The organism is Nitrospira moscoviensis (assembly GCF_001273775.1).
Lineage (GTDB): Bacteria > Nitrospirota > Nitrospiria > Nitrospirales > Nitrospiraceae > Nitrospira_D > Nitrospira_D moscoviensis.
Genome location: NZ_CP011801.1, coordinates 2078390 through 2104772, shown reverse-complemented (window position 1 = coordinate 2104772; position 26383 = coordinate 2078390). Strand labels below are relative to the sequence as shown.

Genomic DNA, 26383 nt, shown 5'->3' with positions numbered 1-26383 from the left:
CTTTGTCACATCCGCGCGTCGGTTGCGGGAAATGCGGAGGTCTTATGTTGAAAGAACTAGGGAAGTTATCACTGGCTGTATCGGCCGTCCGTATGCTGGACGACGCGCTTCCGGTGCAGACCCTGGCGGTCTTTCTTGAGATCGCTAGAAACGAGGGCATCAGCATAAACGAGCTATGCGATAAGGTGGGTCTCGCGTCGTCATCCGCGTCCCGGAACGTGGCGGCGCTATCGGACCGGCACTGGTTGAATAAACCGGGCCTTGGGTTGGTCGAGACGCTGCCCGACCCGAAGGATCTGCGCCGGAAGACCGTCCGCCTCACAGCGAAGGGTCGCCAGCTCAAGAAACAAATGGCCGCAATGATAGGAGAGGGACAAACATGAATTTTAATAAGTAAATTTTCCTACGTTGTAAGATTTACTTGTCGACGTGACCATGAGCGGCATCCGCGTCAAAACACAGGGGTCGGGAGTCATATTATTGTCTGGCGTCACTACTAATTCTCGCTCGCTGGTAAGCCTCCGGTCTTTAGGCTGAACGACACGGCAGGATTTGCTATCGTGTCGCAATGGCCTGACGAAAGGAGTTGCAGATGAAAGTCGTCGTCATCGGTGCGACTGGCACGATCGGCAGGTCGGTGAAACAAAGGGGTCGGGAGTCATATTCTCTAGCACCGCTACTAATTCTCACTCGCTGGTAAGTCTCCAGCTTCCATGCTGAACGACACGGCAGGATTTGCTATCGTGTCGCAATGGCCTGACGAAAGGATTGACCATGAGAGTCGTCGTCATCGGTGCGACTGGGACGATCGGTAAGGCGGTGGTGCAGCAGCTTGCAGGCCGGCATGAGGTGGTGAATGTCGGCCATAACAGCGGCGAGTTTCGGGTGGACATTGCATCGGCCGGCTCTATCAAAGCGTTATTCGACAAGCTTGGTCCAGTGGACGCAGTGGTTTCAACTGCGGGGAGTGCCGTGTTCAAGAGCTTCGAGGAGTTGACCGATGCCGACTATGCGTTGGGCCTGGCCAACAAACTGATGGGACAGGTCAATCTGGTCCGACTCGGCTATCGTTCGATCCGCGATGGCGGCTCGTTTACCCTCACCAGCGGCGTCTTGAGTCGGGAGCCGATGAAGGGCAGCGCGTCGATCAGCATGATCAACGCCGGGGTGGAGGGATTTGTCCGAGCGGCGGCGCTTGAGCTGCCGCGCGGCATTCGGGTCAATGTGGTGAGTCCGCCCTGGGTTCAGGAGACGCTCGATGCGCTCGGCATGAAAGGAATACAAGGCATGCCGGCGATGAACGTGGCGCTGGCCTATGTGGACAGCGTTGAAGGCAAGAAGACCGGAACGGTCATCGAGGTACGGGCGTTTGCCTGATGAGACTGGTATTGGGCGAGTAGGGTATCGCATATTGGCTTGGCGAGCGGCTGGCTGGGTTGCCGCGAACGCTGATCGGATTCGATCATGGGTTCAGTTTTCCAATACACTATGTCGCAGGGCGACTTCTTTCAACCCATGCTCACGAGAGCGCAGGCGGTGTCGGGGGACTAAAAGGTGGTTTGGGAGGCGCTTGGATACCGGCTTGGCTGAGGAGAATAGAAACGGCGACTTGAAGCTGCGCGAGTTCGATGTTCATCGTCTCCAGCTTCACCTGCTGGGCAACCACCCGTTTGTCGAGGCTTTCAACTTTATCCTGGAGGCGGATGACATCGCGGAAGGCGTCCCAGGCTTTCTCTGCCCACCCCATCAGCGATATCCTTTCTCTCGCATCCAGGCGTCGAGCGCCTGCATTCGATCGTTCGAGGCATCGCAGAACGCGATGGTCTGATCGAGGCTCTGTTCAGCCCGCCTTGTGCCGGCTTTGACTTCCTTGAACAGCGCGGTGAGGGCCGCCTCGTCTTCGTTGGTAGCGGCGAATCGGTCCATGGCCGTGCGAGCAAACTCACTGATCGACTGAAAACCGAATAACTTGGCTTTCTTGGTATAGCGGGACTTATCGACTTTGCTGACCAGGATGGGAATCCGTTCAGTGGCCGTGGGCATAGACGACCTCCCTCTAACTCAAAACATGTGCATGTCATGCACATGGGCATTGTAGGAGGAGCGGGACGCCCTGTCAAGGAGCTTCACCGCCATGCAGCAGCACCGACGCCCATCATGGCTTCGCGCCAGTGCGGTTGGTAGACTGCCCACCATGACCACGGCAATCCTTCGGCTGGTCGCAATTGCGTTGGCGCTTATGCCTCTGCCCTCCAAGGCTGTAGACCGCGATAAGTCGGAGCAGGTCCTCGCCATCTATCCCGTCACTTCCAGCATCACCCATGCGCCCGACACAGCCATCTCGAAAGTCGTGATTCTCAGCGCGCAGCGCAACCCGTCCGCCATGACTGCTGTCGCGGCAGCCAAAGACCTATTCCGCCGGGGCGGCGTGACCGTGATCGACAAAGCGCCGCCCGCCGCCATAACGGAGGCGCAGGGACCCCCACGGCCGGACCAGAAGCCGAAAGACAATCCGTTTTTGACGTTCGGCAAAGATATCGGCGCGGACCATGTCATTGTGGTCGAGGTGACGGATGCACTCGTTCCGAACAAAACCGGAGCCGGTCATCTTCACGATGAGCGTGTCTCGGTGAAGGGGATCGGCGTCAAGACCGGCACGGTGGCTCTGGAGGGAACGGCGCGGTGGTCACAACCGATCGAGCGGGCCGGCGAACATGTGCGCGAGCTGACGGCCTATGCGATCGCGCGGGCGATCTGCGCGCCGGAGCGATGGGTGGAGGCGTCGGCGGCGAATAACGGCCGGGGCCGCTGCCGTTCGTAGACCAAGACGGGCTCGGGTCAAGCGTGCCGCCGGATGGTCATACGAGTGCTGCGGAACCGCACCGGTCGCTCCCGCAAAAGACATCCAAGCGGCGATACCACAAATAATTATCGCCCCGTACAAACAACCGCTTACATCGCCCGCGCGCTGATGGACCTTTGACACTGCTCACTCCGGGGTGTAGGGTGGCTCACGGGATCGAGCTACGCCGACTGTCCCATCTCTCGCGCACAGTTCCTCTCGCCCCGCGCGTCTGATTCCACGGTCTCCGCCGCTCTATCGGGCCCGCATCTCAATCATTCATTCGATGGGATCGACTTGGGCGCTGGCGATCTGGGCGTCCCTTCCGCGTGAAGAGCGGTAGCGGGACTGCACATGGTGCCGCAACCATGACGGTCCGCGCGTGAAGGCGGGAGGAGGCGTCTGTGCACTGTATGCGTTGCCACGGGTTGATGGTCCCCAGTGCGACCAGTGAGCCTTCTACGGCCGCCGATCTCGAGCCGGGATGGCGATGCCTGTTGTGCGGTGAATCCACCGACGCGTGCATCGAAGCCAATCGACTGAACCCGCCGCCTGTGATTCGAACCGGGGCGCGCGTGCCCGGATCGCCCGTCGCTCGATCGAGGCCGCGGAGATAGCCGCTTCCGTCAGTTTTGGGGATTAAACCGTCCCTTTAGCGGTGAGGTCCTCTTCGATCTTATCGCGGCTGGGTGCATTTCAACGTGAACTACCGCATGCAAGCCATGCGGCCGTGAAAGGAGGCGACATGGCGAAAACCGCTGCCATCACCACCCAGGTGCTGAGAGCCGTGAAGCGCCGTGCATCCTGTGAGTTCGACGAGTTGGCGGCGGAGTGCCAAGAATATTCATGGAGTCAGATTTTTCTTGAAGTGGATCGATTGAACCGGCTCGGTGAACTGCGGTTGACGCAACTGGGGGACGGCCGTTATCTGCTGACGCTCCCGCACAAGGCAAAGCCTCGCGGCAGAAAGTTATCACCGCAGCGAGCCGAATCAGACACGTAACGACGGCCCTCACAGGGACACGAGGCGCGCGCGCGACGTGCCGTGTCGCCCTACCGCGCACCTACGCGCGTTCATGCGGCTGGGACGCCGCGGGATCGATGGGTTGCTTCAATCCTGCCGGCCGCTCTCGGCGCACGAAGCGGTGTCACGATCGTGCCAGCCGGCACGCTCTTCCAGGCGTCATTGCGGCGCGCGAATCATCAGAGCGCCGCGATCCGGCCGGACTCCCAGCTGCACTTGGATGCCGACGAGATAATCGCGGTTGCGCAACTGCACCAAGGAACGGAACAAATGCTGGAGCGCGACAGCCGGCGGACTCCCGGGGAGGAACCATTCGGCCCGACAATGGAAGCATCGCTCCGGAAGATCGCCTTCGAGCGGCGCCACCGGCAACTCTGCCGACGCCCGGCAGGCGGTGCAGACCATTCTGATCGTCCCCACGTCAGCCAGATCGAGATTCAACAGCGTTTCGCTCATTCGGCTCCTTACTGTATGATGCCCGCGCGCGGCCCCGGCCAGATAAGGTAGGGCGGTTTCCTCAGCTGGGCGCCGGCGTTCGGATAGAGACGGAGAGCGTAGCTATAGGCATGTTCCTGGGCGTTGAGGCAGGTGGCGGCCGCCAGATGGTTGGAAATGATCTGGAACGACGCCCCATCGTCCGGGGCGATGCTGGCCCGGTACAAGGCACAGGAGAAATCACCTTCTTTCAAGCATTGCGTGCTGACAACCAGATGGGATCCATCCGCAAATGTTATGAGGGGATCCAAATTGAGGCGACTCATGAGGACTCCTTTCCCCGGTTGACGGGGTCATGATGCTGCGGCAGACGCATAGGGGGTCACATACAACCGGAGACAATCCCCGTTCACCCGTGCGCCTTCAAGACCCAACACGGCCTTCAACGCCGCTTCCCCAGAGTTCATTTCCACAAATCCGTAGCCGGCCGATCTCCCGCTGTGTTTGTGGCGGATGACGTAGGCCCGCATCACCACCCCGTAGTGTGCGAAGAGGACTTTGAGTTGCTCGTCGGAGACGGTCTCGGACAAGCCTCCGACATAGAGGACCCGCTTACTCACGGCCTCTCCGCCGGCACGAGCGGTTCCGCCGGAATGGACGGGCACGCTACCGGCCTCCCGTAGCTTTCACGGGCTGCCGGTCACCATCATCACGGTGACAGGTCTGTTCCGCGATGAGGCGTTGGCCGCGCGAGGCATCCTGGGGAATGCGGGCCAGGCACGCCCGTAACGAATCTTCGACCGCCCCGGCGGCGACGTCGTTGCCGGCCGAGACGCCGGCCGGACGCGTTGGAGCCGCAACGGACGCATCCGCCGCCGCCTCAGCGCCGGGCATCAGTGTGCCCGCGACGAGTGCCGGAACCGTTGACAAGACCGCCGACAACGCGACGAGACGAAACAGTGAGAACAACATGGAGAGGCCCTCCGAATACGGGCGGTGACTAATAACGCTCATCATGCCCCGCAACAATCGAGCGTTCGAGATCCAGATGATCCTGCGTGATCGATTGGTAAACAACCGGACGGACAGAAGCGCCGGGTACCCGACCGGACGCTGACTTATGGACCGCAGAAACGGGACGGAGGGAAGAGTGCGAAAAAACGGGATGGCACGGTACGTCGGCCTTCAGAGGCTACCACATCGGTATGGGCGATAGCGAACAAGAAGGCGGGAGCGGGACATTAAAAAATTCGGAGCGTCGTCACACCAGGTATGGCCTTCGATCGGACGCGATGTCTATTCCGTGGCTCCGCACTCCTGAACAGTTTTCCCAACCCGCCGGTCCCGATGGTTTCGCACCGTCCTTACCACTTTCCCAGCCAACGGCGGGAGCCGGCGAAGTACGCGGCCCCCATCAGGCCGACGATGGTCAAGCCTTGAATGATCTGCTGGGCGACCACGCCGGACGGAGTGATGCGCCCGACGAAGATGAGCATGGCGGCGATGATGGTGGCCGCCAGGGTCGTGCGTTTAGGGCAAGGACGGTAACGGATCGCCTCGTACGAGCGCATGACCCACACGCCGATCCAAGCGAGCGCGCCGCCGACGAGGGCGCCCGCGAGATCGGCGCCGCCGATCATCAGGCTGTCGCCGATCAGACGGGACGTGGCCCGTGACGCCAGGTCGAGCTTCAACTTGAACCCTTCACCGAGCGACAGTAACAGCCAGACAATGGAGACTCCGACGAAGAAATGCCAATGCGACATTTCACGGGTTCGGCCGCGCGCCGGTTCGCCGCCTCCCGTCCACGCCCGTTCGAGGACCAGGCGGCGGCGGACGAGCGGGGTCAGGTCATAGCCGCAGGAACAGGTGAAGTTGGAATCCGGATTGGTTTCCAGACAGCGGGGACATTCGACGGGCATATCGGAGAGTAGTCTGCTAGAATGCCGCCCGATCCGCCAGCAACAAGTTAGTTTTTGCTCAGGAACCAGCGCGACGCGGACGCCTTCCACATGACTTCCGAAACGGCATTTCGCCGGCTGGTCCTGCTGGGTTCGGTGCTCGCCGGCCTGGCGGTGGCCGCCGGCGCATTCGGCGCGCACATGCTGAAAAGCGTGCTCGATCCGCCCATGCTGGCCGTGTACGACACGGCGACGCGGTACCAGATGTATCATGCGTTCGGCATCCTGATGGCGGGCGCGGCGGCGCGCATTTGCAGCGATGCCCGATTCGCCGTGGCAGGCTGGCTCTTCGCGGCCGGAACGGTCTTATTTTGCGGCAGCCTCTATGCGGTGGCGCTGCTGGGGGTCCGCTGGCTGGGCGCGATCACGCCGCTGGGCGGCGTCGCCTTCATGCTCGGCTGGGCGCTGCTGGGATGGAGAGCGATCAAAGTATGATGTGGTGATGTGGCTCACGGCTGGCATCCCGCCGTGCGTTTCCCGGTAATGGAGCCCCAGCCGCCGGCGTTGTTCACGAACGATCCTTCCAACCTGGTGCCGTCCTTGATGAACAACAAACTGTCTTCCTGTACGCGGCCGTTCATTTCCCAGCGTAAATAGACGCTGTCGCCCAGGATCACCATCTCGGCCGGTGTAGGGACGCCCGGTTTTTCCAAGCCGGGCGGCAGGAACAGCATGCTGGCTTTTTGTTCCTGGTGATTTTGATGGTTGTGGATGACCCATTGCCAGGTCCCGCAGAGTCGTGCGCGGCCCCGCGCCAAACGTACCCGGTCTTTCCAATTGTGCAAGTCCCACCACTGTGCCGTGGCCCGCTGCGAGGCTTCCAGCGCCACGCGATTGGCGGCCAACGCGAGGTCCTGCTTCTGCACCTGCTGGATATCCTTCATCAGACGCAGCAGGTCGGGGAGAGTATGCCATGGTCCGTTTGCCGCCAGCCATTCCCCGCGTGCGCCGCTCGGGGCAGTGATTGCCGGCGGCTCCGTCTTGGCATCCGGTTCCACCGCCTGCAGCACCTGATCGGCCAACTGCCAGGCGGCCAGCGCCGCCATGAGCTCCTGCGCCGAGGCGGACAGCTCAGCCACGCCGAGCTCCTTCGCCATCTTGGCGGGAATGCTCTTTGCGGCCAGCGTGCCGGCCGCGTCCCGCAAGTCGATCGCTGGTCCAATAGACGTCGAAAACGCGGCGAGTGCCCCGGCGTTGGAATCCACACTCGCCAATTGAGCCGCGTGACGCTTCACGACGTCGGCGAGGGGGAACGACGGCTGCTCCGCCGATGCACCGGCCGCCGTAAACAGAAGCCAGAGGCCGCAGAGTACCGCCGTGTGACGGCGAAACAAGACATGCCAGGATGTCGCCAATCGTTTCGGCATATGCGCGAGGAGTTGGACTCAGGTGCCTTGGAAGCAGGTCTTCAGGAACGCCGCCGTTCGTTCCCAGGCGGCCGCGGTGGTATCGGGACGATACGCGTCCGGCTTCATCTCGTTGGTAAAGGCCCGCGGCGCGTCCGCATAGGCCGCGATCTCCACCGTCTTCCGGTATTCAGCCGCTGCAGCCTGGAATTGTTCGATGTCCCCCGCGGTCACCGACGTATCGGCGCCGGCCCGGTGGTAGAGCACCGGCGCAAACAGATCCTTCAGCAGCTCCTTGGGCTGTACCATCTGGCCGTAGTACGACACGGCGGCTCGAAGGCGCTTCCGGTGGCAGGCGAACCGGACGGCATAGGTGCCGCCCATGCCGTAGCCCACCACGCCGTGGATGTTGCGCTTCGCAAAATCGCGCGTATTGAGATATTCGCAGCAGGAATTGATGTCGGTGACGACGTGTGCGTCATTTAACCGTCCCTGCAGCGCCGCCGCCACTTCGTCGTTCGCCGTCACCATCCCGCCCAATCGTCCATAGAGATTGGGAATGATGACGACATAGCCTTCGCAGGCCAGCCGCGCGCCGAGATCCTTCATCTGGCCGGTCAAGCCCCACCAATCATGGAGCAGCACAAGCCCCGGATAGACGCCCTTCTCTTGCGGCCAGAAGAGAATGCTGTCGATCTGGTGCTCCTTCGGCATACGGGTCTTGAAATAGGGATCGACCATCTGATCGGTGTGGGTCGGGATCGGCACGCCGCTTGGAAATCGGGCCGTGCCGGTGCCGATCTGCTCTAGTGTGAACGGGGCGCTGTGAGTCGTGGTCATGTCCCGATGCCTTTCCCAGCCTGGCTTTGGAGCGACTATCCGTCGCCGGTACTATAGGGAGCGGTCCTCGCGGATGTCAACGGACGCGCCCCGGCACAGGCCGATTGACCGGAATCCCCTGTCCCTTTAGAGTGGGATCGTGGGCAGCCTGGAGCACTCCTCGATCATCGGCATCGGACTCATCGGAGTCGGCCGCCACGGCATCCGCTATGCGCGCCACATCCTCCACGACATTCCAACGGCGCGCCTCACCGCCGCCTGCCGGCAACATCCGGAGCAGGGGCTGCCGCTGCCCGGCGCCGATGGCGTGACGATGTATGGCGACGCCGCCTCGCTGATCGCCGATCCGGCGGTGGACGTGATCGTCGTCGTGACCCCGCCGTTGTATTCACACGACATCTGTCTGCTGGCCGTCCGAACCGGCAAGCCGGTGCTGATCGAAAAGCCGCTGGCCACGACCGCCCCGGACGCGCTGGCGATGGCGCGGCAAGCCGAGGCGGCGGGCGTGCCGCTCATGACCGGCCAGACGCTTCGGTTCGACGCGACGGTGGACGAGATGAAGGCGAAGCGCCGCCTGATCGGCCGCTCGCGGCAACTGCGGTTGGCCAGCCACATCGAGATCAAAGGCCGGGCACCTGACCATGCGGAGGGCTATGGCAAGCGCGGCGCGTTGTTGGAGTTCGGCGTCCACCTGTTGGACCTCGTGCGCTTCCTGACCGGAGAAGAGGTGCGGGAGGCTCGCTGCACGATGGACGTCATCCCGTCCGCTGCGCCCGAGACGGTGGCCACGGTTCGACTGACCACCGAAGGCGGCACCGACTGCGCGATCGATGTGAGGCGGGTCTCGAGCGGGCGCGTCGGCACGGCGGTGTGGACCGGTTCAAACGGGGAGTTGGCCGCGGACTGGATCGCGCAGGAGCTGAGTTGGACCGGTCTCGACCGTCAAACGGACCAATGGACCTTCGCGCCGCGCCCGACGGTGCTGGCGACGCTCACTTCGTTTCTCGATGCGGTGCGCGCGCAGCGTCCCATGCCGATCACCGGGTGGGACGGCTTCCGCGCGGTGGAAACGGCCGAGGCCTGCTATCGCTCCGCGCAAGCCGGAGGAAAGCCGGTGACGCTGCCGCTGGAGAAACGTACGAGTGGGTGAAGTACGATTTCGCGAAGTTCCCGCCTCTTCACTCAATCACTCGATCGCCACATCAGCCGAACTATGTCTCCGCCACGATATGGGTGTCCGTTTCCTCGACGCCTTCGATCGAGTGGATTTTCGTGATCACGACATCCGATAACGACCGTTCATCCTGCGTGCTGATGAACATGATGATGTCCGGACGGCCGAAGCAGGAGTGGGCCTGTTCGACTCCCGGGAGGCGCTTCAACGCCTGCACCACGTCCTTCGTTTTGCCCGCCTTGACTTTGATGAGAATGTACGCCTTCGTCGCCATGCGATCCCTCCTTGTTCACAGCTGTCCGTCGGACGGCTTGCCCTGCGGCTCGTTCGGCGCGCCCGGCATCGTTCGCCGGTGCGCCGCGTAGACCTGTTCGAAGGTGAGGCCGCGCGCCTGCAGTGAGTGCCGCGCCGCCCGCACCAAACTCATGAACTGCTGGAAATCCTTCGTCGAGAGATTGAATTCGCCGAAGCCCGCGGCCAGGGCCTGCAGTTGCTCGCCGCTCGTCCGCGGCTCCGCTTCCGCCAGCGATTCCAATACGGCCGCCGTCCAGCCCGACGACTGGAACTCCGCCATGAGCACCGGCGCCTGCGCGCCGTACCTCAGTGAGAGGGCCTGGGCCGCAAAGTCATGAATGGCCTGATCGCGGCTTTTCGCAAAGGCCGATTGGAACTGGATGACCGACTTGATGATCCGGTTGGCTTCCGGCGTCTGCTCCGGCGGAAGGACTTGCGCCTGAGCCAGTGTCGCCAGGACCGCCATGGCCGATCCCACATGCGGCTTCGAAGCTTTGCCGCTCTCCTGTATCACCCGAATCGACGCCTGAGCCGCGCCGACCGTGAAACAGGACAAGACGACGGACCACAGCACGAGTCGTAACGAGCGCCGCATGGCCGCGATTATACCGAGTGCGTCCCGTCACCGCTACGGCCGAGAAGTCTCTCTTGAAACCACTGCGGAACACTTCCTATAATCGCCGCGGCTTCCCGGTCACAGAAAGGTTCGCCTGATGCTCGCCAAAGTCACCAGCGCGGCGCTGGTCGGCCTCGATGCCCATCTGGTCGATGTCGAAGTCGATATTTCCGGCGGCTTGCCCCAATTCTCGGTGGTCGGCCTGCCGGACGCCACCGTGAAGGAAAGCCGCGACCGCGTTCGTTCGGCATTGAAGAACAGCGGCTATCATTTTCCCGCCAAACGCATTACCGTCAACCTCGCGCCGGCCGACATCAAGAAAGAGGGATCGGGGCTCGACCTCGCCATCGCCGTCGGCATCCTCGTCGCCGAAGAGGTGGTTCCGCAGGCGATGCTGGACCATCGCGTGCTGCTCGGCGAGCTGTCACTGGACGGCCGCGTGAAGCCGATCACCGGCGCCTTGTCGTTCGGGCTGGCTTGCCGGAAGGGCCATGACCTCCTGCTCCCGGCTGAGAACGCGGCGGAGGCCTCGCTGGTGGAAGGTCTGTCCGCCTATCCCATCCATACCTTGCCGGAGGCGGTGGAGTTTCTGAAGGGACAACAGGTCTTGATCCCCAGCCCGTTCAATGGCCATCTGCTGGAAGCGGCCAGGCCGGCGGACGATGACGATTACGCCGACGTGCGCGGGCAGGACCATGCCAAGCGGGCGATCGAAGTCGCGGCGGCCGGGGGCCACAACATCCTCATGGTCGGGCCGCCGGGGTCCGGCAAGACGATGCTGGCTCGCCGCATTCCCTCGGTGCTGCCGTTGTTGGAATTGGACGAAGCGATTGAAACCACCCGCATCCACAGCGTGGCCGGGCAACTGATGCCGGACCGGCCGCTGCTGACCACACGACCCTTTCGCGCTCCACACCACAGCATTTCCGACGCCGGCTTAGTCGGCGGAGGGACCGTGCCGAAGCCGGGTGAAGTCTCGTTGGCCCACAACGGCGTGCTGTTTCTCGATGAATCGCCGGAATTCAAGCGACCGGTCCTCGAAGGGCTGCGGCAACCCTTAGAAGACGGCCATGTCACCCTCACGCGCGCGAGCGGCTCGCTGCGCTATCCTGCGCGCTTCATGCTGGTGGCGGCGATGAACCCCTGTCCCTGCGGCTATTACGGCGACCGCTCGCGGCCCTGCGTCTGCACGGTCACGCAGATTCGCCGTTACCGGGCGCGTCTGTCCGGGCCGTTGCTCGACCGGCTGGATATCCATCTCGACGTGCCGCCGGTGCCGGTCCGGGAATTGCGCAGCGAGCTGCCTCCTTCGGAAGGCTCCGCAGCCATCAGGCAGCGGGTCTTGGCAGCCCGCGACCGCCAACGGCAGCGGTACCGCCACGACGGCATTTATACCAACGCACAGTTGAAGCCGCGCCAGGTGAAGCGGTATTGTGGGCTCGATCAGCCGGCCCAGGATCTGCTGGAGCAGGCCATGACGAGACTGCGGCTCTCGGCCCGCGCCCATGGACGGATTCTGCGGGTGGCCCGGACGATCGCCGATTTGGCCGGCTCCGATAAGATCGACGCAGCCCATATCGGAGAAGCGATCCAATATCGGGCGTTCGACCGCAACGCGGACGTCTAGCAGCCTGTTGAGAAAGTCCGCCGGCGGCGAGAAATACCGGGCGCTCACCATCTCGCGCCCGTGCGTAAACTTGACGCTCGTTATTCCTCGCGTCGCGCACCTTGCTGGACCGCCTTTTTGAACAGGCTGCGAGGAGGATTTGAGCAACCGATGCCGCCGACCCTAAAAGTCTTTCTCTGGTGGTTCGTGGTGGGCGCGACGATGGCGCTGGCCGTCATCATGCTGCAGGGCGGCATCCGCGACATCATGCAGAGTCAGGGCTCGGTGTGGGAATTGAAGCTGGTGGAGCTGCTCACCACCACGATGGGCGGCGGCCTCTTGGGCGGCTGCATCGCGCTGATTTTGGACCGGATCAAAAAATCGTGAATGGGGTGATTGCCGGCCTCTGAACTTCACCGAATCGCCCAATCACCACATCGTACTTGTTGCACTTGGAGGGCACACGGAGATGGACGTCGAAGTCGGATCGAACCTGTATCGCAACTCGGACGGCACGATCGAGATCGAGGGCGTGCCGCAAATTCAGGTCGCGCAGCATCCTTCCACAGGCGCGCTGCTCGTCAACTTTGCGCTGTTCGACGGCGGCGGGAAGATGCTCGCCAAAGTCGTGGACAGCACGATGATGTTCAATGAGCGGCGGGCCTACGATCTCACGAAAACCCCGCAGAGCGTGGCGATCAAGGAAGCCGCCTCCGGCAAGACGCTCCTGCAGATGGAGCTGAAGGCGCCCCATGTCGTGGCCTGGACCAAAGGCGAGTTCCATACGATGAAGGGCCACTTGTTCCAAGTGACCCCGAAGGAATGGAAAGTGGACAAGCAGCAGAAGAGTGGTCTCAACCAGGACGCGAACGGTGGGCCGGTGAAGCTGGGCTGAACCTACGCCGTCACCGTCGGCACGATCACGATCCCGCCGTTCTTCACGTCGACCGACGCCGTATCGCCGTCCCGCAATTCTCCCTTCACCAGCATTCGCGCGATCGGCGTCTCCAACTCTTGTTGAATCAACCGCTTCAGCGGCCGCGCTCCGTAGACCGGATCGTAGCCGCGCTCTCCCAGCCGCCGTAGCGCAGCCGGCGTGAGCGACAGGGCGATGCGCCGCTCCGCCAGGCGCGCGCGCAGGCGCTCCAGCTGGATCTCGACGATCTTGACGAGATGCTCCGTCCCCAAGGGATGGAAGACCACGATCTCGTCGACCCGGTTCAGGAACTCCGGCCGGAAATGCTGGCGCAGCTCCGCCGTCACCACCGTGCGCATCTCGTCATACGAAGCGCCCCGTTGTTGGGCTTCGAAAATCTGCGGGCTGCCGATGTTCGACGTCATGATCAGCACGGTGTTCTTGAAATCCACCGTCCGGCCCTGCGAGTCGGTCAATCGTCCGTCATCGAGCACTTGCAGGAGCACGTTGAACACGTCATGGTGCGCCTTTTCGATCTCATCGAAGAGAATCACCGAGAAAGGCCGCCGCCGGACCGCTTCCGTCAGCTGCCCGCCTTCCTCGTAGCCGACGTAACCCGGAGGCGCCCCGATCAAACGGGCGACCGTGTGCTTTTCCATATATTCCGACATGTCGATGCGGACCATGTTGGCTTCGTCGTCGAACAGGATGGCGGCGAGCGCCCGGGCCAACTCCGTTTTTCCGACGCCGGTCGGACCGAGAAAGAGGAAGGAGCCGATAGGCCGGTTCGGGTCCTTGATGCCGGAGCGCGCGCGCAACACGGCGTCCGCCACCGCCCGCACGGCTTGATCCTGCCCGACGACGCGCTGGTGCAGCAGCTCTTCGAGCTTGAGCAGTTTTTCGGTTTCGCCTTCCATCAGGCGGGACACCGGAATGCCGGTCCAGCGGCTGACGACCGCGGCGATCTCGTCCTCGTCGACCTCTTCCTTCAGGAGTTTGGCGCCGCCGTCCTGCTTTTTGCCCAGATGTTCCTGTTCCAGCGCCAACTCGCGCTCCAGCCGCGGCAATTCGCCGTAGCGCAGCTCGGCCACGCGGTTGAGATCGTAGGCCCGCTCGGCCTGCTCGATCTTGAGTTTGGTCTCCTCGATCGCCTCACGGATCTTGCGCAGGCGGGAGACCGACACTTTTTCGGATTCCCACCGGGTCTTGAGCGCCTGCAGATCGCGCTGCTTGTCGGCCAACTCGGCTTCCAAGGCCGTCAGGCGGGCGGCGCTGGCCTCGTCCTTTTCCTTGCGCAGCGCTTCCCGCTCGATTTCGAGTTGTAAAACCTTACGCGAGACTTCGTCCAGTTCCGCCGGCATGCTGTCGATCTCGGTGCGCAACCGGGCCATGGCTTCGTCCACCAGGTCGATGGCCTTATCCGGGAGAAACCGATCGGCGATGTAACGATGCGAGAGCTTCGCTGCCGCGACGAGCGCGCTGTCCTTGATCCGCACGCCGTGGTGGACCTCGTACCGTTCTTTGAGCCCGCGCAAAATGGAAATGGTGTTTTCGACGGACGGCTGATCGACGAAGACGGTCTGGAACCGGCGTTCCAACGCGGCGTCTTTTTCGATGTGCTTGCGATACTCGTCCAACGTCGTCGCGCCGATCAAATGCAATTCGCCGCGCGCAAGCATCGGCTTCAAGAGATTGGCCGCGTCCATCGCGCCCTCGGCGGCGCCGGCTCCGACCACGGTGTGCAGCTCGTCGATGAACAGGAGAATCTGCCCCTGAGAAGACTGGATTTCCTTCAGGACGGCTTTGAGCCGCTCTTCGAACTCGCCGCGGTACTTGGCGCCGGCGACCAGCGATCCCATGTCGAGGGCGACGACTTTCTTGTTTTTGAGCCCTTCCGGCACGTCGCCCTTGACGACCCGGATCGCCAGCCCTTCGACGATGGCCGTTTTTCCCACGCCCGGCTCGCCGATGAGCACGGGATTGTTCTTGGTGCGGCGGGAGAGAATTTGGATCACCCGCCGGATTTCATCGTCGCGGCCGATCACTGGGTCGAGCTTGCCCTGACCGGCGAGATTGGTGAGGTCCCGTCCGTATTTTTCGAGCGCCTGATAGGTGCTTTCCGGGTCCTGGCTGGTCACACGCTGGTTGCCCCGCACGTGCTGCAACCCGGCCAACAACCGGTCTCGGGTGAGCCCAAGCTTCTTGAAGACGCCGCCCTCCTGCGCCATCGCCAGCAGGATATGCTCGACGCTCAGGTAGTCGTCTTTCAGCTGCTTTTGCTCGTCTTCGGCTTTCGCCAGAACTTGGGCCAGCCGATTCGCGATGTGGATTTGACCCGGTCCCGCACCCGCTCCCTGAACTTGCGGAAGCTTGGCGAGCGCCTGCTCGGCCGCCTGCCGGACGGCGGGAAGGGCCACGCCGGCCTGCTCCAGCAAAGCCGGAGCGGTGCCGCCTTCCTGCTCGAGCAGGGCCAGGAGCAGATGTTCCACGTCGATTCCCTGATGGCTTCTCCGCTGCGCATGCGACGAGGCGGTTTGCAGCGCTTCCTGTAACTTGATTGTCATCCGGTTCATATCCATAAAGAGGTCCCCCGCGGGCGCTGTAGATGAAGAAGTGCTAAGGGACGTGATAAGCACGCGACCCGGTAAGTCAACCGTATGGCTCGATCTTTCGCCTCCGGTGGCCGACTCTTGACCTGTCCGGCGATCCCGACTAGGGTACCCCGCATGTTGAACGATCTGTCGGTCATGCTGGATCTCTACCGCCAAGCGCTGCGCGCCACCGGTCGCTCTCTGCGTCGCGGTCTGATCGGCATTGTCGCGTTGGTCGTCTTTGCCCTCCTGTTCGTGGCCGCAACCCGCATCGCGGCTCCCCTGGGCATCGCCGGCGGCTTCCTGCTTGGCGCGGCGAACGCGCTGCTCGTGGGCGCCACCTTGCGCCTCATCGAGCAGGCGTTGAGCGCCTCCCGGACCATCACGGTGCAAGACGTGACGGAAAGCTTTGGCCATTATTTCTGGGATGTGATCGGCGTCGGCTTCGTGCTGTGGCTCCCGATGATGGCCCTCGAGATGGGCGCGCAGAACAATCCCTACGGCCAGTTCCTTTCATCGGCGGTCTTCCTGCTGGCCTTTCTGTTGCTCAATCCCGCGCCCGAGGTCATCTACCAGGTCCGCCACGATTCGCCGCTGGACGTGTTCAAATCCTCCTACGATTTTGTCCTGGAACATTGGATCGAATGGTTTCTGCCCTTTGTGGTGCTGATTCTGCCGATCGTGCTGTCACCCGCCGGCTTGCGGGAGTTTTTCGCCCTCTCCGGGCGCGTGGGCCGCGGCGCGGGGCTGGATTTTTTTCAGATCCTCATTCTGCCGTTCACGCTGTTGGGCGGCTGGATGACCTATATCGGGATTCAGCCTGACGTGCAGTGGCTGCTCGTCCTCCTGCTCACCCCACCGGTCGCGATGGCGATTCTGTTGTTCCGCGGCCACCTCTTTGCATTGCTGCATGGAACGTCACGGCGACAACGGCTCTTTGCGCGCCAAGTGAATGTCGATCGCTAGGCGGACAGTTGACCGGCGACGCGCTTCGGAGCCCCGTCAGTCACCGGTTCCGTGCGGCGCAGATCCGAGCTGCCTCGGGGGATTCGACACGCTTCCGATGTAACAGAAAATAGTAGTGCTTGAGCCAAGGGGTGAAATAGTGTATGGCTTTACCTACACTTCTCGTTTCGATCGCTGGTTCCAGGGACATTAGCGTGCGGCTTTCAATTTTTTGGCGTTTGGTCCTGACTTCCCTGGTGATTATCGCCGTGATGGGAGGGGTGAATCTCTATGCGTTGTTTCAACTGCGGCAACTGACCGCCATGAGCACCGAGATGGCGTCCTATCATTACCCGGCGGTCGAATCGGCGAAGCGCCTGCTCGGCTCGCTCTATGCGCAGTTGAACAGCGAAAAGAAATATATGGCGACGAAGGACAATGCATTCCTGACGAATTTCAACGAAGAGGTGGAAGAATTCCAGCGCAGCCTGCAGCACCTCCGTTCGCAGGAAACGTCGCCGCAGGGTCTCCGCTTGCTCCAGGAAACCGGCCGCCTGCTGCAGGAACGGCTGGTCCTGTTTCATGACGAGTTCCAATTGGTGAACGACAAGACGCGGGCGCCCGTGCCGGGCTACGACAATCGGCGCGACGCGCTGATGGACCGCATGTCCTCGACGATTCAAAGCTACGTGGATTTGCACGAGGCCCGCATCAGCGTCGGCGTCAGCGAGTCGCGGGCCAGCGCGGCGCAGGCCGAAGCGGTCACGGAGCAGCTGGTGCTGGTCGCGCTCGTCTTCGGGCTGGGTCTCGCCGGCATCGCGAGCTATACGATTTTGCGCCCGCTGCGCCAGCTGCAGAGCCACATCAAACAGATCGGGCAGGGCAACTTCGGAGTGCCGCTGCAGATTACGGCGCCGGCCGAGTTGAAACAGCTGGTCGACACAGTCAACTGGATGGGCACGAAGCTGCAAGAATTGGATGACATGAAGGCCGAGTTTCTCGCGCACGTCTCCCATGAATTGCGCACGCCGATGGCCTCGATCCAGGAAGGCACCCACCTGCTGCTCGATGAAATTCCCGGGCCGCTCCTGCAGGAGCAGCGGACGACGCTCCGCATCATGGCCGACAGCAGCCGGCGGCTGATCCACCTGATCTCCACGATCCTCGACTTATCGAAGATGGAAGCGGGGATGATGGAATACCGCATCGTGCCGGTCGATCTGCGGCGCGTGGCCGACATCTCCGTCAACAAGGTGCGGCTGCTGGCGGATTCCAAACACGTCCAGCTGGTACTGGAACATCCCGGCGAGCGGATCTGGGTGAAGGCGGATGCGCCGCGCATCGAGCAGGTCATCGATAACTTGTTGTCGAACGCCCTCAAATTCAGTCCTGAGGGCGGTATCGTGAAGATGCAGATGAAGCCGGACCTCAAGGCCGGAGTATTGGAAGTGGCCGTCTCGGACGCCGGACCGGGCATTGCGCCGGAAGATCTGCCGCATATCTTCGAACGCTTCTACCAGGGGAAAACGAGGGCCAAACAGACGTCCGCCGGAAGCGGCCTGGGGCTGGCGCTGGCCAAAAAAGTCGTGGAAGCCCATGGCGGGCGGATTTGGATCGAAAGCGAGATGGGGAAGGGCACGACTGTACGGTTTATCCTACGGTTGACCAAGCCTGGAGGGGCAGGCTCAGCATGAGACGAATGACATGGCTGCTCACCATTGTATGTATGACGCTGGGCGGGTGCGCGACATGGACATCGCCCACTCCCCTGAATCAGCCCTATTTCTCATTAGAGCCCGGAGAAGTGAAGGCTTTTCAAGCGCTTGCCAGAAAACAAGAAAGCCTAGGCGCCAAATGCAGCGAGACCAATTCTTGCGATCACGTGTACTTCACGCGGGCCTTGCTGGGCCTTTACGAAAGCCGCGAAGTCGCTGAAAAATATTTCGGCAAGGTCCTGGCCGTGGCGCCGAAAAGCCAGCTGGCGGCCTCCAGCAAGGCCTGGATCCAACTGCTGCAGGAATCGGCGGTTCCGCGGGATCGCTCCTGGGCCCACGCCGTATTGATCGCGCCGGCGTTAGAAGATGCCAACGAGGCGTTGACCCACACGGCTGACCGGCTGGTGCGGGACTTGCTTGACCGGGAAGTGATCCTCCAGCAATTACGGACGACGAAGGATGGCGATTCGCAAACCGTCGAAACGCTGCAGCGGGAGCTGGCGGAGCGCGACCGCAAGATCGAGGCGCTCCTGTCGCGAAGAGACGGCGGAAAAGGGGCTCCCGAGCCCACAGCTGTGCAAAGTCTGCAGAAGCAGCTGGCGGAACGCGAGAAAAAAATCGAGGAACTCTCCACGCAACTGGAAGCGTTGAAGCGCATCGATCAGGAGATGCGTGAGAAGGTGCGGCCCATTCGCCCGCCTTCCACCACCCCCGTGCCCACACCCGAGACCACCCAATAAGGAACATTATGGACCAAGAGCAGATTCTAGTCGTTGACGATGACGAAGGCCTCCTCCACTTGTTGAAGATGCGGCTCTCCGCGATGGGGTTCTCCGTAACTCCCTGTACGACGGGAAAGGACGCCGTGGCTGAGTCCAAGAAGCGGATGTTCGATTTGGCCATCACGGATCTGCGCCTGCGCGGGGAAGACGGGTTGGACGTGACGGAGGAACTGCTCCGGAACCATCCGGGTTTGCCGGTCATCATCCTGACGGCGCACGGCAGCATCCCGAACGCGGTTGAGGCGATGCAGCGCGGCGCCTTCGGCTATCTGACCAAGCCGTTCGACGACAAAGAACTGAAGGCGACGATCGAAAAGGCCCTCGCGCAACAGCGGATGAGCCGCGAGATCCAACGCCTCAAATCGCTCGTCAAGGAGCTCTACGGCCTGGAGAACGTGGTGGCCCGCAGCCCGGCGATGCAGCGGCTGTTCCAACAGATCGCCCAAGTGGCCGATTCCGACGCCACGATTCTGCTGTTCGGTGAAACCGGCACGGGCAAAGAAGTGATGGCGCGGGTGATCCATACGAACAGCCGCCGCAGCAAGGGGCCGTTCGTGGCGTTGAACTGCGCCGCGATTCCGGAGACGTTGTTCGAAAGCGAGCTGTTCGGCCATGTGAAGGGCGCCTTCACCAGCGCGCACGGTCCCAAGCGCGGCCTGTTCCAGATGGCGAACGGCGGCACGCTGTTCCTGGACGAGATCGGCGAGATGCCGCTGTCCATGCAGGTCAAGCTCTTGCGCGCGGTGCAGGAGCGGGAAGTGCGCGAAGTCGGCGGCGAAACGCCCACTAAAGTCGACGTCCGGATCATCGCGGCGACGAACAAGGATCTCGGGGAGGCGGTCAAGAACGGCACCTTCCGCAATGATCTGTACTACCGTATTTCCGTCGTGCCGCTGTTCATCCCGCCGCTGCGCGATCGCCGCGACGACATCCCGCTGCTGGCGCAACATTTCCTGAAGCTCAGCATCAAGCGGGCCAACAAGGAAGTCAAAGGCTTCACCCCCGCGGCGCTCCATCGCCTGATGGTGAACCCCTGGCCGGGGAACGTCCGCGAATTGGAGAATGCGGTGGAGAAGGCCGTCGTCATGTCCCGCCAGGACATGATCACGCCGGACCTGCTGCCGTCGGTCGGCGTGTCGCCGGACGCTCCGCTCAAACCTTTGACCGAAGCGAAAGAGGAATTCGAGCGCACCTATCTTAAGAACGTGCTCCAGCTTACCGGCGGCAATATCTCCCGTGCGGCGCAATTCGCCGGCCGGTATCGGGCGGACTTTTACAAAATGCTGAAGAAGTACGGCCTGCATCCCTCGATGACGAAGGGCAAGCCGGAGGCCGAGATCGGCGAGATGGAAGAGGAGGAAACCGCCCACTTAACCGAAGCGGAGCGGTAACCACCTCATCGGTTCCAGGAAGCGACGGGGCCGCGTCCGTGAGGGCGCGGCCCCGTGTGTTTTATTCGAGGCGATTCTTACCAACAATTTACCTCCGGCTTACGCCCCCCTCACTCCCGCGCCGAGCAGTTCTGCTAATGCTACGCCTGTCTTGCCCGGGACGGCGCCGCGTCGAGCATGCCGGCCGCCGGCTCAGGCCGTTTCACACTGAGGATCGCATGAATTGTCCGCGGTGCCAGGGACTGTTGCTGCGCCAGACCTTTTCCGATTTCTTTCGCGTCTTCCATGCCTGGCGCTGCTTCAACTGCGGTGCGATGATCGATCGGATCATTGCGGCGAACCGGCGGGAACAGGTGATGGCCACGGTCAGGGCGGACAAGCTCACCCGCCGCTGGGTGCGGCGCGCGCCTATCTCCGTCTCCCAGTAACTCACCTCAATCAGCGAGCCGGCAGCAGCGCGACCATGCGGAGCGGACCGCCCGTGCCGCCGGCGATCCGCATGGGCAGGGCGACGACGTCGAATCCGGAGGCGGGGAGGCGGCGCAGATCCGCGAGGTTTTCAAAGACCGGCACGTGGTGCGACAGCAAAACGACGTGGGCTTCGAAGCCGGTGGATTGGCCGTAGTCGATCGAGGCGGTATCGATGCCCACCGCCTTGACCCGGCGCTCGCGCACGAGCCAATGCGCGGCCTCTTCGTGCAAACCGGGAAAATGCAGCTCGGCAACGCCTTCGCGTCCGCGCCGCTCCGTTCCGAGATAGGCCTTCCGGTCGGGCCAGAACCGGGCAAAGCCGGTCTCCAGCAACACGATCGTCCCGTTCGGGATTCGGCCATGCGCCGCTTCCCACCGTTCGAGATCGTCCACCGTGACGCGGTAATCCCGGTCCGCCGCGCAGGGGCCGGAGACGTCGATATGGACGGCCGGTCCCATGAGGCGGTCGAGCGGCACCTGATCCAGCGTCGGCGCTCCCTTCGAAAAGTGAATCGGCGCGTCGATGTGCGTGCCTCCGTGTTCCGGCATCTCGATGCGGTTCGACGCGTAGTAGTACCCGCCCGCGGTGTCACCCGCCTGCTGTCTGACAAGACGGAAGTCGTGCTCGGTCGGCCAGACGACGGTGTCGGCAGCGAAGGGATGCGTTAGATCGACCGCCACGATGTCCCGCCAGGCGATGGGATCGGCGCCGGCGGCGCAGCCGCTCACGATCAGAAGTAGCACGGCCGGCAAAACAGCCGGCAAAGGTTCCCGTTGCGCCGCCACAAGACCACTCACTTCTGTTTCGCGATGATCTTGTACTTGATCTGCTCGTAGCTCGCGCGCGGCAGGATTTTCTTCTGGACCAACTCGTCTTTGCGCGCGTAGGGACGCCCCTTGATGATTTTCTCCGCGTAGGCGTCGCCGATGCCGGGCAGGGTCTTCAATTGATCGGCCGTCGCGCTGTTGATGTCGAGCAGGTCCGCTTGCTCCGCCGCCTGCACGGCGGCGGGTTCCACCGCGCGGAGAGGGAAGAAGGGGAGCCCGAGCACAAGGACACCCAAGAGGAACACGCAGAAGCGTACGGCATGGCGCGTCATGGCGGTCTCCTTGGTTTGGTCTGGGCGCTGACCGGTGCGGCCATTGTAGGAGTGTCTCAGGTAAGGCGCAAGGGCGGTATGCGAGGGAGCCGCTCTCAGTCCGTTTCTTCTCCAGCTTCCAGGCAGTTGGAGCATTGCTCCATGTACGAGACGCCGTGCTCGCTGCAAAAGTACCGCTGGCAACGGTTGCAAACCATATACGTCATGCGGACACGGTCGTTCGACTCACACACGTAGCAATTTTTTGCACTTTTGGCCTTCGGCATTCAGCGTTCTCCTCGTTCTACTCTAATGAGTCGGTCTCAGTGGCGGTCGCTGGCAAGCCCCCTTGTTTGCGGGGGCCACGCACCTGGCCTGCATCCTTAGCGTCCACGGCATGCCTCACCGCAGGAGTCCGCGATGTTGCCGGCACCGGTCTGCAAAGAAGCTTCCCATGAGCGCGCCGGCGGTATTCGAGACCACATCCGTCATCGAGGGAAAGCGCACCGGCGAGAAGACCTGATAGAGCTCGCAGCCTGCCGCCAAGAGAGCGGCCAGAATACCCGCTTCAACCATCGCGCGGCGCATCGAGGATCGACGCGTCCTGGCGTAGGAAAAGCCCAGCGGAATATACAGGACGATGTTGCCGGCCGCGTCGATGAGACGGCGTTTGGAGTGGAGTGCGTCGATGAACGGAACCCAGGTCACCCGCCACCAGTGCGCATGGCTGATTTCCCATGGCACCGTGCACACGATCACAATCAAGAGGGCCCAGCACAGGCAGACAAGGCTCCACGGAATGGTCCCCGTCGATCGTTGGGTCATGAGGCGAGGCCGACTTTCTGAGAAGCTCTGAAAGAAGATCAGGTTGACTGATACAACAGGGCGGGAGGTTCTGACAACTCCCTTCGCGAGTGGATCGGCCGCGCGGGCTGCGTTATGATGCGGCGGCATCGGCCGGCACCGTGGACCCGGTCCGAGCACTCACGTATGTCGGCGCTCTCCCCCGATCGGCCTTGCTCATGAACGACGACCGGCCTGTCGTTCCCGCCGCGGTGTCGCTCCCGGAAATCACCGTCAAAGCGGTCGTGCTGTCGGTGCTCCTGGCCGCGGTCTTGGCGGCCGCCAATGCCTACCTCGGCCTGTTTGCCGGCATGACCGTGTCGGCTTCGATTCCGGCCGCGGTCGCGTCCATGACTATTCTGCGCCTGTTCCGGCGCTCGAATATTCTTGAAAACAACATCGTGCAGACCGCGGCGTCCTCAGGTGAAGCGCTGGCCGCCGGCGTGATCTTCACGATTCCCGCGCTGCTGCTGGTCGGCTATTGGACCGCATTCGACTACTGGCAGACCATGATGATCGCCACGGTCGGCGGGCTGCTCGGCGTGCTCTTTACCATTCCCTTGCGACGGGCGCTCATCGTCACCGCGCGCTTGCGGTTCCCCGAAGGAGTGGCGACGGCGGAAGTGTTGAAGGTCGCCTCGGCGGAGCGGCGTGACGCGGGCTCCGCCGGCGCGGCCGATGATTTCCGGGCGCTGTGGTCGGCCGCGCTGTTGGGCGGGGCGGTGAAGTTCGGCGAGAGCGGCCTGCGGCTGTGGGCGGAATCGCTGGAAGGGGCCCGGCAAGTCGGGCGCACCGTGCTCTATGCGGGACTGAATCTGTCGCCGGCGCTGCTCGCCGTGGGCTTTATCATCGGCCTCCATACGGCGGCGGTCGTGTTTCTCGGCGGCGTCATGGGATGGCTGATCCTGATGCCGGCCTATGGACTTCTCAATGGTCTGCCGCCCGATCGGACAGGCCTGTCGGCGGCGACGGCGATCTGGAGCGGCCAGATCCGCTATGTCGGCATCGGCGCCATGCTGACCGGGGGATTGTGGACGCTCACGAAATTGCGCGAGCCGGTGTGGAAGAGCCTGCAGACGTTGAGAGAGAGTTATGATGCAACCAAGGCTACGGTTGAGGTTAACGTTCAGGTGGAGCGGACGGAGCGGGATGCGCCGCTGTGGTGGATCGTCATTCCATTCGCGCTGTCGTTGGTTCCGATGGCCTGGATCTACACGACGGTGGTGGAAAGTCCGCCGATCGGTCTGCTCATGACGAGCGTGATGGCGGTCGCGGCCTTTCTCTTCTCGTCGGTCGCGGCCTACATGGCCGGGTTGGTCGGAAGCTCCAGCAACCCCGTGTCGGGCGTGACCATCGCCACCATTATGGTGGCTTCGCTGCTGCTCGTGCTGTTCATGGGGGCCGGACATCCGGCGGGACCGGCGGCGGCTTTGGTGATCGGCGCGGTCGTCTGTTGTGCCGCCGCCATGGGCGGAGACAATCTGCAAGATCTGAAAACGGGCCATCTGGTCGGGGCGACGCCGTGGAAGCAGCAAGTCATGCAAGTGGTCGGCGTGCTGACCGGCGCCGTCGTCCTGATGCCGGTGCTGTCGCTCTTGGAAGCCAAGTACGGAATCGGCGAACCGACGATGACCCACCCTCATCCGCTGAGCGCCCCGCAGGCCACGCTGATGGCGAGCCTGACACGGAGCGTGTTCGGGGCCGGGCTGCCCTGGCCTCTCGTCGGATTGGGCGCGGCCATTGGAGCGGCCGTTATTGTGATCGATCGCCGGCAGGAAGTCCGCGGCAGGGACTTCCGTCTGCCCGTGCTCGCCGTGGCGCTGGGCATGTATCTTCCACTGAAACTCTCGGCCGTTATTGTTCTGGGCGGCGTCGTGTCAGCCGTGGCTCGACAGGCGTCCATGGAGGAGGATCCATCACGGCGTGGGCTCCTCTTCGCGGCCGGATTGATTACCGGTGAGGCGTTGATGGGCATCCTGCTGGCGACGCCGATTGCGCTGACCGTCCTATGGCCCGCCGTCAGTCCCGATCCGTTTACGATTTTTGACCATCCGCCCTTGGGCGGGTGGCCGGGCCTCATAGTTGTGGCGGCGGTGGGACTGACCCTCTACCGGATCGCGACCGGCCTTCGGCAAAACCCACGATGAACGGCTCTCTTTAATCGCCGCGCAATAGCCCATTTACCGTCATTTCTTTCCCGATCCAGAGGAACAGGGTCTTGATCTCTCCCGCGGATTCTTGCCGCGCAAGATAGATCGTCTGCCCTTGGAAACGTGTGCCGTGACCGGCCCGCCTGGGATCATTCGCGCGAGAATCCCATGATGATACCGGCTGCGCCCACCACGGCGCCCAGAAATACAAGAAACGATGTGGTCTCGGGAAGACTGGATTCCGTCGGCGGCGGCCAATCGATAGCCAGCGCGAGCACGATGAGGCCGGCCCCGACGCCCACCAACACCTTCCAGCGCCACGCCATGCGCCGGAGGAGATGGCTCGCATCCTTCGCCGATCGACCGTCTTCTTCCATTTATTCGTTCAGCATGACAGCCGGCGCACGCCGGAAAATGGCATCGCGGACCGCAGTCCCGTCGAAGCGCGGAAAATCTCGGCCCAGTAGGGGTCTGCCTAGTATCTGACGCCGGCTTCCTCTTTTTATGGTGTACATGATTCGGTTCAAAACCATTTATACAAGGAGGACCGGCAATGACACGCTTCACGTTCGGCGCTCTGACCATGACGCTCCTGGGAGCGTCATGGATGCTGGTTGACGGATCCGCGCTGGCTCAAGGAGGCACGGCGCGGCAATCGGAGAGCATGGGGAGTTCGCGCTCCGGATCGGCGATCGATCCGGACAAAGGCGCGAGCGCGAGTCCCGATTCCCATACGAAACAGTCATTCGATCAAGGATTCACCGGCCAGAAGCCCGGGCTCGGCGAAGAAGGCAGCGGTCAATCGCGCAGCACCATGGAGCGGTCCGGAGGACAGCAGGGCCAGCAGTCACAGCGGCAATCGCAGGGTTCGTCGGATACGAGGGGCGGCAAAACGGCGCAAGCCATGGAGGAACAGCCACAGCATCGATAATCGGTATACCGCGTCTCCGCAGCGGGCGCCGAGCCCCGGGCCGGCGCCCGCTGCGCCTGCCGCATGCTATGCCACTTTTCTGAGTCGCGGCCGGCCCGGTCCTCGTTTCGCGGCGCCGTTCATGGACGCCGCTTCGTGTTTTTTCGGTTTATTTTTCGATCCGAGGGGACGGCCCCGTCGTTTTTCTGCCGGCTGCCCGTTCATCGGGACAATGTGATAGCCCATACTCCCGATGGCCCGGTTCAGCCGCGCCACGATGTCGCGTTCTTTTTCCGCGACATGTTTTTTTTCTTTCATAATTTCCGAAAACGATTCGAGAGCCTTCATTAAATCCGGCGTGCGCATAATATCCTCCCTGGTTGCGCGACAATAATGACGATACCGTCAATGTAGTCAGTGATCGCACCCCGATGCAATAACGATTCACGCGG

General features: G+C 62.5%; 33 protein-coding genes. 16 read left to right on the top strand and 17 right to left on the bottom strand.

Going from position 1 to position 26383, the window contains the following annotated elements; genetic code table 11:
- The first annotated feature begins 44 nt into the window (after nucleotides 1-44).
- Both NITMOv2_RS10405 and NITMOv2_RS10400 read left to right on the top strand, forming a co-directional pair.
- Nucleotides 45-383: a MarR family winged helix-turn-helix transcriptional regulator gene (locus tag NITMOv2_RS10405; RefSeq protein WP_053379809.1), complete on the top strand. Its 339-nt coding sequence runs from the start codon at nucleotides 45-47 to the stop codon at nucleotides 381-383.
- 391 nt (nucleotides 384-774) lie between these two features.
- Entirely contained in the window at nucleotides 775-1377 is a 603-nt protein-coding gene (locus tag NITMOv2_RS10400; RefSeq protein ID WP_053379808.1) for a short chain dehydrogenase, read from the top strand.
- Nucleotides 1378-1519: 142 nt separating this feature from the next.
- Here the strand turns inward: NITMOv2_RS10400 and NITMOv2_RS10395 are convergent, their stop codons facing one another.
- Both NITMOv2_RS10395 and NITMOv2_RS10390 read right to left on the bottom strand, forming a co-directional pair.
- The gene (locus NITMOv2_RS10395; protein WP_053379807.1) at nucleotides 1520-1747 is read right to left on the bottom strand and encodes a hypothetical protein; all 228 of its coding nucleotides are present in this window, start codon (nucleotides 1745-1747) and stop codon (nucleotides 1520-1522) included.
- Nucleotides 1747-2043: a hypothetical protein gene (locus tag NITMOv2_RS10390; RefSeq protein WP_053379806.1), complete on the bottom strand. Its 297-nt coding sequence runs from the start codon at nucleotides 2041-2043 to the stop codon at nucleotides 1747-1749. The genes NITMOv2_RS10395 and NITMOv2_RS10390 overlap by 1 nt, the downstream gene beginning before the upstream one ends.
- Nucleotides 2044-2194: 151 nt before the next feature.
- Between NITMOv2_RS10390 and NITMOv2_RS10385 the strand changes: the two genes are divergently transcribed.
- Entirely contained in the window at nucleotides 2195-2821 is a 627-nt protein-coding gene (locus NITMOv2_RS10385) for a hypothetical protein (protein ID WP_145976268.1), read from the top strand.
- Between the two features lie 766 nt (nucleotides 2822-3587).
- On the top strand, nucleotides 3588-3845 hold the full coding sequence (locus tag NITMOv2_RS10380; RefSeq protein ID WP_053379804.1) for a hypothetical protein: 258 nt from the start codon (nucleotides 3588-3590) through the stop codon (nucleotides 3843-3845).
- Between the two features lie 180 nt (nucleotides 3846-4025).
- On the opposite strand, the gene NITMOv2_RS10375 is transcribed toward NITMOv2_RS10380, so the two are convergent.
- The 5 genes from NITMOv2_RS10375 to NITMOv2_RS10355 form a co-directional block, all read right to left on the bottom strand.
- Nucleotides 4026-4322: a hypothetical protein gene (locus tag NITMOv2_RS10375; protein ID WP_053379803.1), complete on the bottom strand. Its 297-nt coding sequence runs from the start codon at nucleotides 4320-4322 to the stop codon at nucleotides 4026-4028.
- An 8-nt stretch (nucleotides 4323-4330) separates the two neighbouring features.
- Nucleotides 4331-4627 carry a hypothetical protein gene (locus NITMOv2_RS10370; protein ID WP_053379802.1) on the bottom strand — a complete coding sequence of 99 codons (297 nt, stop codon included), beginning with the start codon at nucleotides 4625-4627 and terminating at the stop codon, nucleotides 4331-4333.
- Nucleotides 4628-4654: 27 nt separating this feature from the next.
- A complete protein-coding gene (locus tag NITMOv2_RS10365; protein WP_187299427.1) occupies nucleotides 4655-4921 on the bottom strand; it encodes an RNA recognition motif domain-containing protein in 267 nt (88 codons plus the stop codon).
- Between the two features lie 46 nt (nucleotides 4922-4967).
- The gene (locus NITMOv2_RS10360; RefSeq protein WP_053379800.1) at nucleotides 4968-5273 is read right to left on the bottom strand and encodes a hypothetical protein; all 306 of its coding nucleotides are present in this window, start codon (nucleotides 5271-5273) and stop codon (nucleotides 4968-4970) included.
- A gap of 392 nt (nucleotides 5274-5665) precedes the next feature.
- A complete protein-coding gene (locus NITMOv2_RS10355; protein ID WP_053379799.1) occupies nucleotides 5666-6223 on the bottom strand; it encodes a hypothetical protein in 558 nt (185 codons plus the stop codon).
- A 90-nt stretch (nucleotides 6224-6313) separates the two neighbouring features.
- Between NITMOv2_RS10355 and NITMOv2_RS10350 the strand changes: the two genes are divergently transcribed.
- Nucleotides 6314-6697 carry a DUF423 domain-containing protein gene (locus NITMOv2_RS10350; RefSeq protein ID WP_053379798.1) on the top strand — a complete coding sequence of 128 codons (384 nt, stop codon included), beginning with the start codon at nucleotides 6314-6316 and terminating at the stop codon, nucleotides 6695-6697.
- A gap of 14 nt (nucleotides 6698-6711) precedes the next feature.
- Here the strand turns inward: NITMOv2_RS10350 and NITMOv2_RS10345 are convergent, their stop codons facing one another.
- Nucleotides 6712-7629 (bottom strand): hypothetical protein, encoded by a 918-nt coding sequence (locus tag NITMOv2_RS10345; protein ID WP_053379797.1) that lies wholly within the window; start codon nucleotides 7627-7629, stop codon nucleotides 6712-6714.
- A gap of 18 nt (nucleotides 7630-7647) precedes the next feature.
- Nucleotides 7648-8448 (bottom strand): dienelactone hydrolase family protein, encoded by an 801-nt coding sequence (locus tag NITMOv2_RS10340; protein ID WP_053379796.1) that lies wholly within the window; start codon nucleotides 8446-8448, stop codon nucleotides 7648-7650.
- 139 nt (nucleotides 8449-8587) lie between these two features.
- On the opposite strand from NITMOv2_RS10340, the gene NITMOv2_RS10335 reads away from it, so the two are divergent.
- The gene (locus NITMOv2_RS10335) at nucleotides 8588-9598 is read left to right on the top strand and encodes a Gfo/Idh/MocA family protein (RefSeq protein WP_053379795.1); all 1011 of its coding nucleotides are present in this window, start codon (nucleotides 8588-8590) and stop codon (nucleotides 9596-9598) included.
- 61 nt (nucleotides 9599-9659) lie between these two features.
- Here the strand turns inward: NITMOv2_RS10335 and NITMOv2_RS10330 are convergent, their stop codons facing one another.
- Nucleotides 9660-9896: an Lrp/AsnC family transcriptional regulator gene (locus NITMOv2_RS10330; RefSeq protein ID WP_053379794.1), complete on the bottom strand. Its 237-nt coding sequence runs from the start codon at nucleotides 9894-9896 to the stop codon at nucleotides 9660-9662.
- Between the two features lie 15 nt (nucleotides 9897-9911).
- Entirely contained in the window at nucleotides 9912-10511 is a 600-nt protein-coding gene (locus NITMOv2_RS10325; RefSeq protein WP_053379793.1) for a hypothetical protein, read from the bottom strand.
- A gap of 118 nt (nucleotides 10512-10629) precedes the next feature.
- Between NITMOv2_RS10325 and NITMOv2_RS10320 the strand changes: the two genes are divergently transcribed.
- The 3 genes from NITMOv2_RS10320 to NITMOv2_RS10310 all read left to right on the top strand — a co-directional run bounded on the left by NITMOv2_RS10320 (nucleotide 10630) and on the right by NITMOv2_RS10310 (nucleotide 13033).
- Entirely contained in the window at nucleotides 10630-12159 is a 1530-nt protein-coding gene (locus NITMOv2_RS10320) for a YifB family Mg chelatase-like AAA ATPase (protein WP_053379792.1), read from the top strand.
- Between the two features lie 150 nt (nucleotides 12160-12309).
- Complete coding sequence (locus tag NITMOv2_RS10315) at nucleotides 12310-12525, top strand: hypothetical protein (protein WP_053379791.1); 216 nt, start codon at nucleotides 12310-12312, stop codon at nucleotides 12523-12525.
- Between the two features lie 82 nt (nucleotides 12526-12607).
- The gene (locus NITMOv2_RS10310) at nucleotides 12608-13033 is read left to right on the top strand and encodes a hypothetical protein (protein WP_053379790.1); all 426 of its coding nucleotides are present in this window, start codon (nucleotides 12608-12610) and stop codon (nucleotides 13031-13033) included.
- A gap of 2 nt (nucleotides 13034-13035) precedes the next feature.
- Here the strand turns inward: NITMOv2_RS10310 and clpB are convergent, their stop codons facing one another.
- A complete protein-coding gene (gene clpB, locus NITMOv2_RS10305) occupies nucleotides 13036-15633 on the bottom strand; it encodes an ATP-dependent chaperone ClpB (RefSeq protein WP_053379789.1) in 2598 nt (865 codons plus the stop codon).
- A 147-nt stretch (nucleotides 15634-15780) separates the two neighbouring features.
- Between clpB and NITMOv2_RS10300 the strand changes: the two genes are divergently transcribed.
- From NITMOv2_RS10300 to NITMOv2_RS10280, 5 genes are all read left to right on the top strand, one after another.
- Entirely contained in the window at nucleotides 15781-16611 is an 831-nt protein-coding gene (locus NITMOv2_RS10300) for a hypothetical protein (RefSeq protein WP_053379788.1), read from the top strand.
- A 194-nt stretch (nucleotides 16612-16805) separates the two neighbouring features.
- On the top strand, nucleotides 16806-18284 hold the full coding sequence (locus tag NITMOv2_RS10295; protein WP_053379787.1) for a sensor histidine kinase: 1479 nt from the start codon (nucleotides 16806-16808) through the stop codon (nucleotides 18282-18284).
- Nucleotides 18281-19045 (top strand): hypothetical protein, encoded by a 765-nt coding sequence (locus NITMOv2_RS10290; RefSeq protein ID WP_145976267.1) that lies wholly within the window; start codon nucleotides 18281-18283, stop codon nucleotides 19043-19045. The genes NITMOv2_RS10295 and NITMOv2_RS10290 overlap by 4 nt, the downstream gene beginning before the upstream one ends.
- Before the next feature lie 8 nt (nucleotides 19046-19053).
- Nucleotides 19054-20478 (top strand): sigma-54-dependent transcriptional regulator, encoded by a 1425-nt coding sequence (locus tag NITMOv2_RS10285; RefSeq protein ID WP_053379785.1) that lies wholly within the window; start codon nucleotides 19054-19056, stop codon nucleotides 20476-20478.
- Nucleotides 20479-20696: 218 nt separating this feature from the next.
- Nucleotides 20697-20906, top strand: a complete 210-nt coding sequence (locus tag NITMOv2_RS10280; protein WP_053379784.1) for a hypothetical protein — start codon at nucleotides 20697-20699, stop codon at nucleotides 20904-20906.
- A gap of 10 nt (nucleotides 20907-20916) precedes the next feature.
- Here NITMOv2_RS10280 and NITMOv2_RS10275 read toward each other — a convergent pair whose 3' ends face one another.
- The 3 genes from NITMOv2_RS10275 to NITMOv2_RS10265 all read right to left on the bottom strand — a co-directional run bounded on the left by NITMOv2_RS10275 (nucleotide 20917) and on the right by NITMOv2_RS10265 (nucleotide 22853).
- Entirely contained in the window at nucleotides 20917-21735 is an 819-nt protein-coding gene (locus NITMOv2_RS10275; protein ID WP_053379783.1) for a cyclase family protein, read from the bottom strand.
- Between the two features lie 8 nt (nucleotides 21736-21743).
- A complete protein-coding gene (locus tag NITMOv2_RS10270; protein ID WP_053379782.1) occupies nucleotides 21744-22049 on the bottom strand; it encodes a ComEA family DNA-binding protein in 306 nt (101 codons plus the stop codon).
- 381 nt (nucleotides 22050-22430) lie between these two features.
- A complete protein-coding gene (locus NITMOv2_RS10265) occupies nucleotides 22431-22853 on the bottom strand; it encodes a VanZ family protein (RefSeq protein ID WP_187299426.1) in 423 nt (140 codons plus the stop codon).
- A 197-nt stretch (nucleotides 22854-23050) separates the two neighbouring features.
- Between NITMOv2_RS10265 and NITMOv2_RS10260 the strand changes: the two genes are divergently transcribed.
- Entirely contained in the window at nucleotides 23051-25018 is a 1968-nt protein-coding gene (locus NITMOv2_RS10260) for an OPT family oligopeptide transporter (protein ID WP_053382051.1), read from the top strand.
- Between the two features lie 152 nt (nucleotides 25019-25170).
- On the opposite strand, the gene NITMOv2_RS23440 is transcribed toward NITMOv2_RS10260, so the two are convergent.
- The gene (locus NITMOv2_RS23440; protein ID WP_145976266.1) at nucleotides 25171-25398 is read right to left on the bottom strand and encodes a hypothetical protein; all 228 of its coding nucleotides are present in this window, start codon (nucleotides 25396-25398) and stop codon (nucleotides 25171-25173) included.
- A gap of 176 nt (nucleotides 25399-25574) precedes the next feature.
- On the opposite strand from NITMOv2_RS23440, the gene NITMOv2_RS10255 reads away from it, so the two are divergent.
- Nucleotides 25575-25952 (top strand): hypothetical protein, encoded by a 378-nt coding sequence (locus tag NITMOv2_RS10255; RefSeq protein WP_053379780.1) that lies wholly within the window; start codon nucleotides 25575-25577, stop codon nucleotides 25950-25952.
- 66 nt (nucleotides 25953-26018) lie between these two features.
- Here the strand turns inward: NITMOv2_RS10255 and NITMOv2_RS10250 are convergent, their stop codons facing one another.
- The gene (locus NITMOv2_RS10250) at nucleotides 26019-26297 is read right to left on the bottom strand and encodes a hypothetical protein (RefSeq protein WP_053379779.1); all 279 of its coding nucleotides are present in this window, start codon (nucleotides 26295-26297) and stop codon (nucleotides 26019-26021) included.
- Nucleotides 26298-26383: the final 86 nt, after the last annotated feature.